The 15,943-nt window shown below is 34.9% G+C and carries 18 protein-coding genes and 1 pseudogene; 4 read left to right on the plus strand and 15 right to left on the minus strand.

The window, feature by feature from the left end; translation table 11 throughout:
• A partial coding sequence (locus tag BALCAV_RS22880) for a hypothetical protein (RefSeq protein WP_040324199.1) occupies positions 1 to 429 on the plus strand: 429 nt, incomplete at its 5' end.
• Between the two features lie 21 nt (positions 430 to 450).
• Here the strand turns inward: BALCAV_RS22880 and BALCAV_RS17870 are convergent.
• Together BALCAV_RS17870 and BALCAV_RS17875 are read right to left on the minus strand one after the other, a co-directional pair.
• A complete protein-coding gene (locus BALCAV_RS17870) occupies positions 451 to 864 on the minus strand; it encodes a hypothetical protein (RefSeq protein ID WP_003323574.1) in 414 nt (137 codons plus the stop codon).
• A gap of 95 nt (positions 865 to 959) precedes the next feature.
• Complete coding sequence (locus tag BALCAV_RS17875) at positions 960 to 1,460, minus strand: hypothetical protein (RefSeq protein WP_003323575.1); 501 nt, start codon at positions 1,458 to 1,460, stop codon at positions 960 to 962.
• Positions 1,461 to 1,583: 123 nt separating this feature from the next.
• On the opposite strand from BALCAV_RS17875, the gene BALCAV_RS17880 reads away from it, so the two are divergent.
• A complete protein-coding gene (locus BALCAV_RS17880) occupies positions 1,584 to 1,832 on the plus strand; it encodes a hypothetical protein (RefSeq protein WP_003323576.1) in 249 nt (82 codons plus the stop codon).
• Between the two features lie 94 nt (positions 1,833 to 1,926).
• Positions 1,927 to 2,274 (plus strand): hypothetical protein, encoded by a 348-nt coding sequence (locus BALCAV_RS17885; protein WP_003323577.1) that lies wholly within the window; start codon positions 1,927 to 1,929, stop codon positions 2,272 to 2,274.
• Between the two features lie 57 nt (positions 2,275 to 2,331).
• Here BALCAV_RS17885 and BALCAV_RS17890 read toward each other — a convergent pair whose 3' ends face one another.
• The 5 genes from BALCAV_RS17890 to catA form a co-directional block, all read right to left on the minus strand.
• Positions 2,332 to 2,766, minus strand: a complete 435-nt coding sequence (locus tag BALCAV_RS17890; protein ID WP_040324202.1) for an SMI1/KNR4 family protein — start codon at positions 2,764 to 2,766, stop codon at positions 2,332 to 2,334.
• A gap of 177 nt (positions 2,767 to 2,943) precedes the next feature.
• Entirely contained in the window at positions 2,944 to 3,426 is a 483-nt protein-coding gene (locus tag BALCAV_RS17895) for a hypothetical protein (protein ID WP_003323579.1), read from the minus strand.
• 588 nt (positions 3,427 to 4,014) lie between these two features.
• Positions 4,015 to 4,488 (minus strand): GNAT family N-acetyltransferase, encoded by a 474-nt coding sequence (locus BALCAV_RS17900; protein ID WP_003323580.1) that lies wholly within the window; start codon positions 4,486 to 4,488, stop codon positions 4,015 to 4,017.
• Positions 4,489 to 4,655: 167 nt separating this feature from the next.
• Positions 4,656 to 5,813 (minus strand): flavin monoamine oxidase family protein, encoded by a 1,158-nt coding sequence (locus BALCAV_RS17905; RefSeq protein ID WP_003323581.1) that lies wholly within the window; start codon positions 5,811 to 5,813, stop codon positions 4,656 to 4,658.
• Positions 5,814 to 5,948: 135 nt separating this feature from the next.
• Positions 5,949 to 6,596 carry a type A chloramphenicol O-acetyltransferase gene (gene catA, locus BALCAV_RS17910; protein WP_003323582.1) on the minus strand — a complete coding sequence of 216 codons (648 nt, stop codon included), beginning with the start codon at positions 6,594 to 6,596 and terminating at the stop codon, positions 5,949 to 5,951.
• Between the two features lie 659 nt (positions 6,597 to 7,255).
• On the opposite strand from catA, the gene BALCAV_RS17915 reads away from it, so the two are divergent.
• Positions 7,256 to 7,753 carry a ferritin gene (locus tag BALCAV_RS17915; protein ID WP_003323583.1) on the plus strand — a complete coding sequence of 166 codons (498 nt, stop codon included), beginning with the start codon at positions 7,256 to 7,258 and terminating at the stop codon, positions 7,751 to 7,753.
• 76 nt (positions 7,754 to 7,829) lie between these two features.
• Here BALCAV_RS17915 and BALCAV_RS17920 read toward each other — a convergent pair whose 3' ends face one another.
• From BALCAV_RS17920 to BALCAV_RS17960, 8 genes and pseudogenes are all read right to left on the minus strand, one after another.
• Positions 7,830 to 8,174 carry a hypothetical protein gene (locus BALCAV_RS17920; protein WP_407920854.1) on the minus strand — a complete coding sequence of 115 codons (345 nt, stop codon included), beginning with the start codon at positions 8,172 to 8,174 and terminating at the stop codon, positions 7,830 to 7,832.
• 830 nt (positions 8,175 to 9,004) lie between these two features.
• Entirely contained in the window at positions 9,005 to 9,478 is a 474-nt protein-coding gene (locus BALCAV_RS17925; RefSeq protein ID WP_052044414.1) for a GNAT family N-acetyltransferase, read from the minus strand.
• A gap of 160 nt (positions 9,479 to 9,638) precedes the next feature.
• A complete protein-coding gene (locus BALCAV_RS17930; RefSeq protein ID WP_003323587.1) occupies positions 9,639 to 10,730 on the minus strand; it encodes a DUF4179 domain-containing protein in 1,092 nt (363 codons plus the stop codon).
• Positions 10,723 to 11,256 (minus strand): sigma-70 family RNA polymerase sigma factor, encoded by a 534-nt coding sequence (locus BALCAV_RS17935; protein ID WP_003323588.1) that lies wholly within the window; start codon positions 11,254 to 11,256, stop codon positions 10,723 to 10,725. The genes BALCAV_RS17930 and BALCAV_RS17935 overlap by 8 nt, the downstream gene beginning before the upstream one ends.
• Before the next feature lie 242 nt (positions 11,257 to 11,498).
• Positions 11,499 to 11,927, minus strand: a complete 429-nt coding sequence (locus BALCAV_RS17940; protein ID WP_003323589.1) for a DinB family protein — start codon at positions 11,925 to 11,927, stop codon at positions 11,499 to 11,501.
• A 195-nt stretch (positions 11,928 to 12,122) separates the two neighbouring features.
• Entirely contained in the window at positions 12,123 to 12,866 is a 744-nt protein-coding gene (locus BALCAV_RS17945; RefSeq protein WP_235213143.1) for a GNAT family N-acetyltransferase, read from the minus strand.
• An 820-nt stretch (positions 12,867 to 13,686) separates the two neighbouring features.
• Positions 13,687 to 15,104, minus strand: a pseudogene (locus tag BALCAV_RS17955) (NAD-dependent succinate-semialdehyde dehydrogenase).
• Positions 15,104 to 15,943 (minus strand): hypothetical protein (locus BALCAV_RS17960; RefSeq protein ID WP_040324200.1); only part of this gene is annotated, 840 nt, incomplete at its 5' end. The gene BALCAV_RS17960 and the pseudogene BALCAV_RS17955, both read right to left, overlap by 1 nt.

The raw sequence follows: 15,943 nt of genomic DNA on the forward strand, positions 1-15,943 counted from the left end.
TTTTCTTTTTACGCCGAATTTCGCTTAGTTCGGCTTATTATTGCAGGCGACTTCTCTCTTTATGCCCAATTTCGCTTAGCTCGGCTTATTATTGCGGGCAGCTTTTCTTTTTACGCCGAATACCGCTTAGTTCGGCTTATAAATAGGGGCGGCTTTTCTTTTTACGCCGAATTTCGCTTAGTTCGGCTTATTATTGTAGGCGACTTCTCTCTTTATGCCCAATTTCGCTTAGCTCGGCTTATTATTGCGGGCAGCTTCTCTCTTTATGCCGAATACCGCTTAGTTCGGCTTATAAATAGGGGCGGCTTCTGGACAATAAAGAACACAATGATCAAAAGCTCCGCCAGCCGAATACCCATTTCATCCATGGAACGCGTAGGGTATACGGCTGGCGGAGTGGGCCAAATCATCCAAACTAATTCTAACTAATAGGACTTTTTCAGCGACCCTTTATTTTACAGTATGGGTTATTCGAGCATTAAGTTGGTTGTCTTCATCTATTGACTCAATGATGACTTCTACTTTTCCACCATAACCTCTGCCAATATATCCAACTATTGTTTCACTATAACTATCGTAGATTAATTGCATGGACCCTTCATAAAAATCATCAGCTACTGTTTTCACATTAAAGCTATACACTTCACCAGATTCGACTGGAGGTAATTCAATATCTGTAATGTTATTTGTAAATGTAGTCATTAGACCTTCAATATCTTCATCGGTTTGATTCTCTATCGTGACCGTTATTTCACCTGAAGGATATAGAACGCCTAAGAGAGTGATAGCACCGATAATAGCTCCAATAAAAACTCCAATAATCATCATTAGAGCTAAAACTACCCATTTAAGATTTTTTTTCATAAATACACCTTTCTATTAATAGTATTAAAAATTTAGAACTTGTTTAATGTTAACCATTAAATAGCGACCCCTGGTACCCATGTATAGATAACTTTCTATTCATAAAATCCCTTTGCATCTGGTAAAGCTTTATATTCATCTTTAGAGGAAACGATTTCGTGTATAAAATCTTCAAGTTCGATTAAATCTAAAATAACCTCTGGATGTTCACAATAATTACCATAAGCAATACTATTTATCTCATTATTTATTTGAATCTTCCACTCTGATATGGAAGGCGGTTCAACGTCACATTGCTTATCTCCTTCCAAATTCAAGTCACTCATTATATCTATCTTCACCATCTCGTTGTATATCCTGTTCATTTCATCTTCCGTTAAAGTAACATCAGCTTCTACTATTCCATTTTCTACAAGGTCTTTTATAACAGTATTATTATAAGTATCTATTTTTTGTTTTCCGTATGTTCCATAGATGAGGCTAAAATCAAAATCCTCTGGTAGCTCTCTACTACTTTCCGGCTCTAAGTTTGTACAGCCACTTATAAAAATAACCATTAACACTAATAAAAGAAAATTCCTATATGTTACTCTCAAATATAATCCCTCCTTATCCTGTTCTGACCTTTCGAAACTATTAATATTTCCAATACCTATATATGGTAAAATATATCAAGAAGTTTCAACTTTGTCTAAGATAATAGGGAGGTAAATTTATATATGGATAAATTAAAATGGTTCTTATATTTCAGTGCTGTACTATTGGTCGGAATCCCAATATCAATTGCGCTTATGTCCGATACCACATTCAGTTCGACGTTTAGTCAAATCGTGATATCGACTGCCACTTTTTTAGTCATTCTTGGAAAGTTCATAACGGTATTTCAAAAAAGAAAAGAAAATAAAAGATTTGCAGGAGATATCGGGGCCATAATCGGGCTCTTTATTGTCATCATTTTTACGCTGTAATAAAAAACATATTAGAAAATATAGAAGGAGTTACATAGTCAAAGAAGAATAATGATAAGTAAGTGATTTATTTATGCTTGAGAGGAATGTATGAATGAAAAAATTAATATTGTGTTTAGTCATTTCACTATTTCTAATAAGCTGTTCTAGTCAAAGTTGGGCTTTTGACTTTGTACAAATTCATGGAGTTACTTATGTTATGACTGACGAAATCATAGAGCGAGAGGAAGTAGGGGAATTAATAGGTGAAGTAGATAAATATTCAGATGAAGAAAAAGATCATTCAAGTAATTATTCAGGTAATTTTTCAAATATATATGAGAGTGGAACAGAGTTATATGAAATAGAAGGTATATCAAGAGCTCATGCAATTGCCGTTGAATATGAAATCGGTCATTACGTAAAGGCAATTATTGAAGAAGAATGGACTGAGGAAAATTAGGGAGGATATTATCTTATCAAGCCAATAGGACAATACCCTTTATTAGAGTGTCGCCACTTATACCGAGATTTCACCCGTAGCCCAACCTTTAATAAATGCTTCCAACGAAGGAGCAATCCACTTTCGGCTATCATCTTCATGGTTCCAAACATAAATATCATCATTTTGAATGCAACCATTAAGTATTCTATAGCCGAATAAATCACCATTTCCCGCATCAGAAAAAAACAATAAGTGATCAAAGGGCATATAGATATCTTTGAACTCGACCTCATTCCGAAAATATAAATTCTCTTTTACAATTTGAGAAGTTGACCAGATTAAAGGGCAACCATAATTATCAAATACTCCATTTGTTTCCTTCAATAACTCTAATAATTCCTCGGGTAATTCGACTTTTAATTCTGCTGTTATTTGCGTTAATTCACTATTTATTACTGGTTCTTTGAATAAATAGTCTTTTGATATTGAGCTGATGAACTCTTTCCAGATCATTTTTTCCCTCCCTTTAATACTCTTTCAAAAATAATATTTCGTCACATTTTAGTGAATCTCCTTCTTTCACGACCAACTTCACGATAAATTGGAAGCACTCAGAAACAGTCTTACTCGTATAATATGGTTGCATTTGAGATAATCGACAATCTTGTAGTTACCCTTCAATTTGTATTATTCGTACAAGCCTTTCAAATAATTATATAAATAATTACTGTCACTTTTAATCGTTAAGGGAATATGCTCCTCTGTATTGCTTGCTTCCCTTGCTATTATATATTTTTCTCCCACATGAAACCTCTGGAATTCACCATTATTAAAATATAAATAAACCTCAAATTCATTCTCTACATCCCTGTTAACCCTTCCACCGTCATGCACTGAAACATCACGATTCCAAAAAGAATTTATTTCAACAGCATCATCAATAGTAAATTCTCTGTCGTCCTCAGCTCCTACTATTACTCCATTTTCAAGCCACTCGGTTCTTTTAATTCCTATACTTTCTACATCTGCAATGTTCTCTGTTGTTGACCGTTCTTCCACAAACTCAGAGAAATTTTGCGGTGAAGAAAAAGAGATATTAAAATAATAGAAAGAAAACACAAAAACTAATAGAAAAATAGCCACTAAAAATTTAACACTCTGTTTACTCACACCAAACAAACCTCCAACCTTCAATTTATCTGAATATTAATAATATTACAATTGGATTAATATAGCAAACAAAGGAAAACCCTCAATGTCCATTTACCTAAATATGGACAAATTAGACCGTCAGAAACTCATTGAGAATGTATCAATTTCCCCTCTCCCATAGCGGACTTTCACTGTCTAATTATCACCCTTTTTCAGCATAATAATAAAAGCTAGTCGACAAAGTCTCGTTAAACGTGACGGTCGACTAGCTTTTTGTTTTTAAGAAAGTAACTGTGATATGTCATTCCGCTTTGACCGCAATATCCTCATCATCAAACCAAATAATCAACCAGTAATTTGCAATGAAGGTCCCGATACCCAAATGGTAGATAATGTTATTCCCTTCCTCAAATAGCTCTACTTCACTTGGTGTTCCTAAAAAGTTTGTAATTTCCTCGCGAGTCTGCCCTTTTAATCAATAATTTTTTATAAGGCTATCCACAATTAGTAACCTTTCTCCCGGATTGTCATTCCAGTGTTCTATCAAAAAACTCCTTTTATTACATCCTCCATACTTTGCGTCTCCTGTATGCTTAGTGAATCATTTTATAATACAGTATACTTAAATATAAGTTCTCCATTCTGGTCTTTCTCATTTATATATTCAAACCCTATACTTTTATATAAACGATAAGCTATTTCATTTTCTTCGATGATGCTTAAATAGATTATTTTTACTCCGTACCTTTCTGCAACTATATCAATAAGTTTCAGCATCGTAATTTTACCTAATCCTTTTCCTTGGTATTTCTGATCGATCATTATTCTATCAATCCAAGTATCTCTTTGCTCTCCAAAAGACCCATACATAGCAAATCCAATAACATTTTCACCATAATAAATAGCAACTGGGTGCCATTCACTATAAGTCTGAGCTTCTTCCAAACATTCTTCAACTGTTTCAATAAATTTCTCTTGTCCAGGTTTTAAACATAAATTTTTAACTAAATATTCATTACTTTTATCAATATCTTTAAAATATACATCTCTTAATTTAGAATTTATAGTATCTCTATTCATAAGAAACCCCCTCCCTAAAATCTGTTTTTAAAATTTCTCCTATCTATTTAAAGACTCTAAAATACAATTTGCTGCATATTTCCCGGAACATATAGCCCCTTCCATAAAGTTAGGGAAACTTGGGGAGATTTCACTACTCGAAAAGATAAAATTTTTATATCGTTTTCTTAAGATGTCGCCGCATTGTATAATCCATTAAAATGAACCTTTGCACTATAACCACCACCACAGTATGGATCGTTTACCCAAACACATTCTTCCATATCTAAATAATTTCGAGCTACTTCTCCAAATACATCATGTAATCGTTCGAGAGCATATTCTATTCGTTGTGCCTTACTTTTCATTGCCAGACGTTTTGCTATATCCGCACCAATAAACATCGTCAAACGACTCTCATCACCTACTTTTGAAGAATCGATGACACTTACCCCTTGCGACTCTGTATAAATGACCCCTTTCAAACGTTTCAGTTCACCTTCTACTACGTATTCATGCCAAAATGGTTTCTTATAAGCCCAAGTCATTTTGATAATAGCTCCATCTGAATAACTGTATAAAGCTTTTTCGAAATGATGATTCAAGTTCGGACTATACGTTAACCGGCTTGCTGCAGTTGGTGGAATAGCAAGTATTACTGCATCAGATGTATACTCATGATTTACAGAACGAATCTTATAACCCTTTTCTGTTTCTAGTACTTCATTCACAGGTTCATCATATACAATCTTGTCTTTCGAAATTTTTTCTAAAGATAAAACAAGATGATTCAATGGCCCTGAAGCTTGATGAGTGAGGTCACTCTGAGTGGATAGGTACTTTTCTTTAGCATCCAATAATGCTTTACTACTTAAATTTTTAGGATTAATATTAAATAGCTCTGAATGGTAACTACTGATAATTTTTTGGATATGATTATCTTTTATCCTCTTTTTATATAGCTCAAACAATCGTTCATCCTTTTGATCAATTTGAATGAACAAGTCCTTTTCAACCTCTTCTATGATCGAATCGACCGATATTTTCTTTATTTCATCAATTTCAACGGCATCCTCCGTCACATCGGTTTCAAGAATTTCCATTCCCGAACGCTTAATCAGCTCTACCATTTCTGTCATATCTTTATTTAAAAATTGGGCACCAAGCTCAAAATAACCGGGACGTTCAGTGGAATAACTTGAGAATACTTTTCCACCCGGTCGTGAATTCGCCTCAATTACTTTGTAGTTTATCCCTTTTTCCTTTAGTATCTTAGCCGCTGACAAGCCTGCTAATCCTGCCCCAACAATTATTACATCATAGTGTTGTTTGTTAAAATCCTGCATCTTTTTCACCCTTATTTTTAACTAAATACTACTTTTTTCATTCTCTCCTAATGTCTCAAAAATATGAATGAAAATCATTCAGTTTATGAGTTTAAAAAAGAAACTGCTTAACAGTCTCTTTTTTTAATAAGATCATCATATCCATTCTGCACAATGATCAGCAAGCTCTTGTAGTTCATTCATAAATAAACTCGCATGATATCCATCACATACAGCATGATGAACTTGTAATGAGACAGGTAAAAATAACCCTGTTTCTGTTTGATAATACTTTCCACCCGTTATGATAGGTAAAAGAAAATCTCCACCATTATTAATATTTAAATTAAAACCCGTAAAAGTAGTCCAAGGTATCATCGAAATAGGTATACCGTTTTCTGGTACGGGAGTCTTTGGAAATAAAACACCTTTACCATTGTAGCATTTAATGTCTTTTTCATATTGTACATAAAAATCGGCGAAAGACCTTAAATTTGGTGACCAGATACTAGAAAATGTACTTGTTTCTTTATCAAAAACGGTATAGGTTGGGAACAACTCTGTCCAAAAGCCTAATTCCCCTTCTGAATTAAAGTTCGTTCTAAACTCTCTATAAGAATTGACTATTCTAGTTACCATAAAAATAAACGCAGGGTATAGCTTATAATTCTTTTTCTTTAAAGTCTTCATAAGAACAGAAATATCCATTTCAGTTGTAATACTAAATGTTGTCTGCTGATGTAAATAGTGTTCAAAATACTCTTTTCGATGCCAATTTTTTCGGTCTATAATAGTGAATTTCATCTTTTTCGCCTCCTAATTAATTTGACTACATATTTAGGAGGCTTTTTTCACTGTTTGTTTCATATCATTCACCCTTCGAAACGTTTTATACAATTATATTACCCAATCTTTTTACTCTAAACTACCTCAAAAATAGCTTATTAACTTTATCAATTTTCTAACAAGGATTCTCCCCATAATCGTCGAATTAAAGATAATCCACCTCTAACTTAAAATGGAGGATTATCAGTTACTAACTTAAAGGAGCCTCTTTAGGAATAAGCCTTCCTAAGCTAAAAGGGGCAGATTGTGTCAAAATAAGATATAATTAATTGTATTCTTTTGTTTTTTCAATTACAAAATACCCTTGAATAACAGAGCCAATCAGTTCTACGTTGCTCAACCTCTTTATATGCTTAAGAGCAACATTTTCATTAGGTTTTTCTAAGTTATATATGGTAGCATGGCTCGTTCTATCGTACTATTTATTGATACTGATTAAGTTATAATATCGTGCATTAAGGGTATAGGTAAAGATAAGGAATTTTTCAGAAGTAGATTTAATATTTACCGATTCATTATAGCCATACATTGAATCTCTATTACTAGGTAAGCTTTATTCCCTAAACCCGTAGTTATTTCAATATTAAATTTTCTTAAATAAGAATAGGAGTGATTGTATGTTATCAGAAAAACTTGTTAAGGCACTTAACCGACAAATGAATATTGAATTTCAAGCAGCACACGATTATATGGCAATGGCAGCCTATTGCCAGCAAACGAGCTATGATGGGTTCGCTAATTTCTTTTTACAACAAGCGACAGAAGAGCGTGTACATGGAATGAAAGTCTACACGTATTTAAATGATAAAGGTCACCCAGCTATCTTTTCAGAAATTAAAGCTCCAAAAGCTCAGTTTGGCTCTTTAGTTGAAACATTTGAAGCTGCTTTATTACAAGAACGTAAAGTAACCAAAAGTTACTACGAAGTATATGGAATTGCCCAAGACGAACGTGAATACCAAACCCTCTCGTTCTTAAATTGGTTTTTAGATGAACAAGTTGAAGAAGAATCAACGTTTGAAACGCATATTGATTATTTAACACGTATTAAAGACGATTCAAATGCTTTGTATATTTACGAACAAGAATTAGGAAAACGCAAAGCGGGAGAATAGGTAAGTAGCACTTATTGGCTAGTAGGTCACTTCACCTACTAGCCAATAATATTATTCCCTGAATGAATTCTCTCTTTTAAATTTTATATGGCAAAAATTCTTTTAGTTTAGAAAACTTAAAGATTCCAGTCAGTGTTAAAATCATAATAATTGAAATAGAGCTTAACACTTTAAATTCAAAATCAATTAAGTTAAACCAATACATACTAAGTGGAAACATAATGAGCAGGGTTAATAAATACGGCAAAGTCATTACATAATACAGTCCTCTGCCTTTCCTAAATTTGAAGAAAGAATCCCATTTAGCTTGATTCATATGGAAGATTTTTTTTATCATTATAAAAGTAAACATTAATAAACCAATATAAAATAAAGAAACTAATAGACTTAAAACAAGATAAGAAATGATAAAAATGAGCACATTCAATGCCGCTCCTCCTTTCCAATAAGAAAATAACAACTCCAATTAAAATAATTGTATAAAACCGAAGCACACCTTTTTTGAAGAATTATTTACTTATTAAACGAATATACCTTATGCTTTCTTGGACTGAGGTTTCTATATAACCAATGATTTGGTCCAAAGTAAATACCTTAGTTCAAAGTTCATATCTTCTAAAACATACGGAGTAAATTTCCTTATATCCCCAACTGCAACTTCCTCTAAATCAATGAGTTCGCCGTTGTGCTGTAATGCTTGTTCTAATTCATCTTTTACACCGTAGTAATCAATTAATTTTCCGTTTAATAAATGAAAATCGTTATGATAACGCTGAAAAACCTCTCGAAAATTGTGAATAGTTAATAATGGACACTGCGGCTATTCTCAATTTTCACCTGGGTTATCAATTTCATTATAGATATAACATTAACTACATTCTTCAATGTTTGAAATGCTTGTTTTGTGTTTTTTAGTAAACAAAAAACAGGTAAGCCATTTATCCTCTGCTCTTTTTCGCTCGTATATATAATTTATAATAACGATGCGTTATTTTATTTACTTTTTATTGCCTTTTTTACTTTCCCTGCTGTTATGGTTGGAATTATTATTTCCATAATAACAGATATGGTCCTCATCAAAATGAAGTGGACCTTAAATAAACTTGCACATATGCTCATATATTCCCTATTAGGTTTAATGATTTCTTTAACCTATAGCTTATTCATATTGGATGTATGGAATATGGAAGGCCATATATTTAATGCATTCTTATCGATGTCCGCAACCACACTTTATTATTTACTGTTTATTTATTTTAAAGACTGATTCATAGCTTTATAATAGAAAATCGTCGCATCCAATTCACCATTCGCCGACTTCGCATAGTTAGGGATCCGACCTGCTTGGATATAACCTAATGACGTATATAGTTGATTGGAAGGGTCCCCTTCTCTTGTGTCTAGGACCAATAACGAACGTCTCTCTTTCTTAGCCCGTTCTTCAGCTTTATTCATCAGTGAACGCCCAATACCGTTACGTCGATAATGAGGATGTGTCATTAGTTTCGCAATTTCAGCCCGATGACGCCCGTGTTGTTTTGCACACAGCTGCAATTGCACACTTCCAACTATCTGATTATTTATTTTTGCGACAAATAAAACCACTTCTGGCTCTAGTACACTGCTCCAATATTTAGTTGCATCCGCTAATGGCAATGGTGGTAAAAAACCAATTGATGCATCACCTTCTACTACCTGTATTAAGAGTTCTGATAATTCATTCATATGTTCTTCGGTTTTGTTCAACTGTTCAATTTCCACATTCTTGACCAAAATAATCACCTCAATATTAGTTTACCTTTCCATACTCACACCTCTTCACAAATTGTACACTTATTAAGAAGGAGTAGTAAACGGTTTCTTAGCAACACTAACTGGTCTATTCTTATGGTAGTAATTTTACTTTAAATGGTTTAAAATCAACTGGCTTTAAAGATCCGCCTCTAAATTCCCACTCAATCATTTCTCCACTTTCATCCAAACCGGCTCCTCCTCCATCAGTTGGGAGTAATAAATAAGGAGTAATTGTTAATTCTTTCACTGCTGAATCAATAGGGTCAAACTTCTTATTACTTGTAAATACCATACGGTTGTCGAAAATTTCCCCTTTCCCTCCACCTGAATGACTTAAAATCTCATTACCATTTTGATCCACTATCAAGAACTCTATATTACCCGCCCTGCTTAATTCGAAATCGGTTCCTTCCTCAGAACTCTCATAAGATAGACTGACACCTGGTTCACTTAAAAGTAAATCTTTAACCGTAAGTTCAATTCCATCCACTGATTCCGAATGTTGAATCGGAATTTTAATGAAGTCTGTTATTTGTTCGATGAATGTTGAAAAATAGAATGTTTCACCATTTTTTCCGGTCAATATATATCCAAGTTCAAAAGCTTCTGGCATCTCTCCTGTGACTTCTATTTCTTGTATACCAGTTCGAACGGTTGGAGAATGGATGGTTTCCTTATGACCACCTGAAGCTAATGATGGAAATTTATCATCAATTGTAAATTGTCCCCACCCAAAATAGTATTCTTCTAGTTCTTTTTCTGATTCGATAATATAACCGATCGTTATATTATTTTGATCGTATAAAATTTCATCAAGAGTAACAGATATTCCATTAGTTGTCTGTGTCTCGCCAATTTCACTTGTTAAACCCTTTTTTTGTGCTTTTTGTAAGCCGATTAAATCAGAATCACCGAAAACGGAGCCAATGATTGGGATTTGCGACAAACCACTTGCTAAAACTGGTGAATAATATGACGAACCAATTAATAATCCCAAACTAGCTACCAGACTAGACATAGCATAGATTATTTTTCTTTTTCCTTTTTTATTTCTTTTACCATTATCACTAAATTTCTTATAACTATGTTGTTTTTCTGCTTGAAGAATTCCTTGTTGAATTGCTGAACGAACTTCTTCTTGAGGGAAATCCTTTAACTGGTCTTTTTTATTTGACTTAGCCATGTAATTTGTAGCTCCTTTCTAAATCATCTTTTAAACTTTTTTTCGCTCTACGTAAATAGGTTTTTATTGTTCCAACTGGTTTTTCCATAATTTCAGAAATCACTTGAATAGGAAGGTCATGATAATAAAATAAAATAATAGAAGTTTGATAAGAAGAGTTAAGCTTGGACAATGCCTCACTTAAATGAAAAGATTCTATCTCTTCATCTCTCCCTTGCTCTAATCTCATTAATAGTTTATTTTCTTCATATGGAATAATTCGATCCCTCTTTTTTAATAGTTTATAGCACTCGCGTATAAGAATTCTAAATAGCCAAGTTGAGAAATACTCCGGATTTTGTAACTGCCCTATTGAAAGAAACGCTTTACAAGATGTTTCTTGAATGGCATCCAAAGCATCTTCTTTTTTACCGACATAAGATAGAGCTTTGTAATAAAGCATTTTCTCTTCTAAAAAAAGCACTTCTTCAAATGCTTTAACGTCTCCATTAATAGCCCTTTTGACTGTATGTATATCATGTTTCAAAATTTAATCCCCCTCTCTTTATTTAGAGTAATCTCGATTTAAGAAAAGTTTCAACCTCTTCAACTTTTTATTCAGTTACCTGAAATTTGTAATCTATTAATATAATAAGCATCACATTAAATAAACAAAAAAGAGGGGACTATGTGAGCTACAAGGTTCAGCACACACCACCTCTTCTTATTACTAAGTCATCATAAAATCTGTAAAAATCAATTATTTTGGTTGAAAGATTAGCTGAGAAACTATTTACCCTTGTACACCGTCTCCCATAAGCCTTGCAACTTTCTAATATAAAGAATCTGCCCCTTATGGTATGTCGTATGAATCGTAAGGTAAGAAAGATCAGATGCCATTTCATCAAGTTTATTAGCTTCAGCTTCCTCGACGACATTCTTCCATTCAGTCGTAATATTTTCTATCCGCTTAACTGTATCATTCCAAGTTAAACCTTCTGCATTTCTAAAAGTATTCGTCTCAACATTCCTTTCGTTTGGTATGTCTTTAAACCGATTTAAATAACGCACTATTTCAAAAATAGAATTCGTTGTTTCACTCGGTTTCCAACTTGCTTGTTCTTCTGTAAGATTATCAATTGAGTGGAGTAATGATACAAACCAAGTGTTTTCATGACAGGCATTTAACTGTGCTAATAAAATATCTTTAACATTCATCTTTTTTCCTCCCACGTTATTTAAACAATATTCCTCGTTCTACTTAATTCTTGCAAATATTCAACACTAATCGAAAATGTCCTTCTTTTTAACAAACTTACCCTTTTTTGCATATTAAAAAGGCATCCTTTTTAGAAAAGAAATGCCTTTTTGTTGATTACTAAAAAGAATTCAGTTTTGAATTAGAGAAAAATCTTACGACAATGCAAAATCAACCATCCAGAGCTCTGCCGTCGTTTCATAGCCAAGACTTTTATAGACATGTACGGCAGGGAGATTCTCTGCTAATACACCTAAATAGACATCTGCCGAGAGTTGCTTCCCTAAATAGGTAAGTTGGCTCGTCAGGCTCTTAGCCAATCCTTTTCCCCTATAATCTAGTCTAGTAATAATGTTTCCAAGCTCGACAAGCTCAGGATCATAAAAATGAAAGCCTCCTACGGCCATGAACTCATTCCCATCTTTCATCCCAAGGAAAGGACACCGTTCTAGTTCGCTCCTCGTAAAAAATCTCATCCCTCCGCCGTGTAAAAAATCTAGCACCTCAGAAAACTCTTCCTCTTTCACAAGTTCAGCTTTATTAGATTCGAGCAATTTGGATTGGTCGACGTGCTTCATTGTTAAAAAACGTTGTGGTTCCCCAACAATGAGTCCAAAAGACTGAAATAGCTGAAAGTCACGTTGAGATAAGATGGTACCACAGATTACATTTTGCTCGAGTTGAAAAATAGCTCTTGTAAAAGCAATCAGTTCTGGTAAAAATACTTGCTTTTCGCTCATATGGTAAAAAGAAAAAGCAGGAAAGGAAAGCTCACTTAAATAGGCTAAAACAACCGTCAATTGATTATCTACATATTGTCCAACAAATTGAGCACTTTCCTTTCGTTGCGTCAAATAACTATAAAAAAGCAAATGCTGATCCTTATCGATTTGTTCCATTAATTGATTCCTTGTTTTTTGTGTAAGCAGGCGGTGTGTGATCATTTAACTTTATCCCTTCGTTCAGTTAGTAAAACATCAAATACCTTGAATTAAAGCATTTTATAACCTCAACTTCGAAGCACCTCCACCACTTTGTTGGAGGTGAAAATTGCTAGCACTAAGGAAGTTAAAAAAACGAGCAAACTCCCCACAAGGACTCCTATTGAAGAATTTATCGGCAAGTGGCTCCAAACAAAAAAATGAAAAACCAATATATAAATAGCTAAAAAGACGGCTCTTAACAAATAAAGAACGATATTTTGCAATAGGTGCACCTCCTCTTGTACATCAAACAATGAAAAGCTTGCCTATTAAACAAGCAAATATCCAACTTAAATAGTCATATTTTATTAAAGTATATTATACCAAGAAGAGGAAATGAGAGTAGCTAAAAATAAAAAAGGTTGGTTCAAAAAAACTATTTGCCTCCTTCCTCTAATGATTCCCTTTCCTGCTTTTATTCGATGGCTTTCGGACTCATTGACGTCCTTTGATTCCCTTTCTGGCTTTTATTCAATGGCTTTGGGATTCATTGACGCTCTTTGATTCCCTTTGCGACTTTTATCCGATGGCTTTCAGACTCAATGACGCTCTTTGATTCCCTTTGAGACTTTTATTCAATAGCTTCGGGATTCATTGACGGCTTTTGATTCCCTTTGCGGCTTTTATTCAATAGCTTTTGGCTCCATTCAGCCTCTTTGATTCCCCGCCCCCAGAAAGAAAACAAAATCGCCCTGCGAGTTATCCTTGCAGGGCGATTTTCTGTTATGCCTTGTACCTATAATTGAAGCGATATATATTTCACTTCTAAATATTCTTCCATTCCCCAGTGTCCGCCTTCACGTCCAAGTCCACTTTCTTTCATTCCTCCAAATGGAGCTTGTGCGACAGATGGTAGACCATCATTTAAGCCGACAATTCCGTATTCTAATGCTTCGGAAATCTTAAAAGCCTCGGAAAGGTCTTTTGTAAATACGTAAGCTGCTAACCCAAAAGGAGTCTCATTCGCCCGACGAATCACATCGTCAATTGAAGTAAACGTAGCAATTGGGGCAAGTGGTCCAAATGTCTCTTCCTTCATGCAGAGCATATCATCGTTCGCCCCTACAATAAGTGCTGGTGCTTGGAAATAACCTTTTTCCTCTTTTACATCAGAACCAAATAATATATCTGCTCCTTTTTCTTTTGCATCAGCAATATGTTTCGTTACTTTTGAAAGCGCCTCAACGTTAATTAACGGACCTATATCTATGCCCTCTTTCAATCCATTTCCAACTTTTAATTTTTTACTTCAGCTACCACTGCCTCAACAAAAGCATCATGAATCGACTCATCTACATAAACTCGGTTCGCACAAACACAAGTTTGCCCAGCATTTCGATATTTCGAAGCGATTAACCCATCGACCGCTTGAGCAATATCTGCATTTTTAGTCACAATAAAAGGGGCTTGACCTCCTAGCTCAAGGGACAACTTCTTCACCGTATGTGCCGCCTGTTCCATAAGTAATTTCCCTACACGAGTCGATCCTGTAAAAGACACTTTTCGAATCCTCTCATCTTCCATCCACTGTTTTCCAATTACTACAGCATCACCTGTAATAAGATTAATAACCCCTTTAGGAATCCCAGCTTCTTGTGCAAGTTCTACAAGTCGATACGCTGTAAATGGAGTGAATTCTGACGGCTTTACAACGGCTGTACAGCCAGCAGCAAGAGCTGGCCCCAGCTTACGTGTTAACATCGCAGCTGGAAAATTCCAAGGCGTAATGGCCGCGATAACACCTATTGGCTGTTTTTGAACGAAAATCCGTTTATTTGGTGAACTAGCTGGAACCGTTTCCCCGTAAATACGCTTGCCTTCTTCTGCATACCAAGACAGAAAGCTGTTCGCATAACGTACTTCTCCAATTGCTTCAGTAAATGGTTTTCCTTGCTCTTTTGTCATCAAAGTGGCAATCTCTTTTTCTTCTTGTTGAATTAAATGATGCCATTTTTGCAACAGCTCACCACGTTCTGCCGCCGTTTTTATTTTCCAACTTTCAAGGGCTGAGGCTGCGGCATCTACCGCAAGCCTCGCTTCCTCTGCCCCTGCATTGGCAATCGTTCCAATGATTTGTTCTGTCGCTGGATTGATAACATCGAGCGTACTCTTTGTTTCTATCCTTTTATTATCAATAAACAGTGCTTGGTGCATTAGCTAACTCCCCTTTTCTTTTCATCTTCTAAATCTTTCGTAAAAGTTTGATCGTTTTCACCAACAAAAAACTGCTTTCCATAAATCAATACACATAATAGTATACCAGCTGCTAAGGCCCAGGCCGCTCCTTTTACAGCAAGAATAGCGGCAACAACTCCGGCAATTCCTAAGTCTCGCTGGCTTTTTGCTTCAAGAATCCCAATACGTACGCTTACATACCCTTGAATAAGCAATGTTAAAGCCATCGCAACGCCAAGAATCGGTTCAACAAGACTTACAATCGGCAAGAGCAATAAGCCTGTATTCGTTCCCCATCGGAAGGAACCCATTCCCCCAAATATGGAATGCATTGATTTTTTTCCTTCTTTAAATCGTTCTGTAATAACGACTTGCATCGCCGCCCATGTCGGGCCTGCCATTGTTACATCTGGACCAATAATACTCATTAATGCATTACGCCCGCCAAAAATATAGTGAGCTCGGTTCGGATCATAATTTACTTTTTCATCTGCTCGTACTTGATCGGCTTCTGTAATAATCGCTTTCGCTTGTAAAATGTCTCCAAATAATACTAAATACGCAGCAAAAACCGTAGGCAAACATGTAATGAACATAACCAATGGAGGAAAACCTACTCCAAATACGGTATATTCATTCCATAGAGTAAGAAAGTCTGGCTTTGAAAAACCCCATTCAATACTTGGCCATGGCGCTTCTCCAAACAGAGGAGCCACAACGACAGCAAGTAGGATAATTGGCAAAATTCCTAATTTTCCAATTAAACCAAAGATACCTCCACGTATTTTAAGTCGTTGAAAGCTTTTGGAAAACATCAA

This window comes from Alkalihalobacillus alcalophilus ATCC 27647 = CGMCC 1.3604, from assembly GCF_000292245.2.
GTDB lineage: Bacteria > Bacillota > Bacilli > Bacillales > Bacillaceae_D > Alkalihalobacillus > Alkalihalobacillus alcalophilus.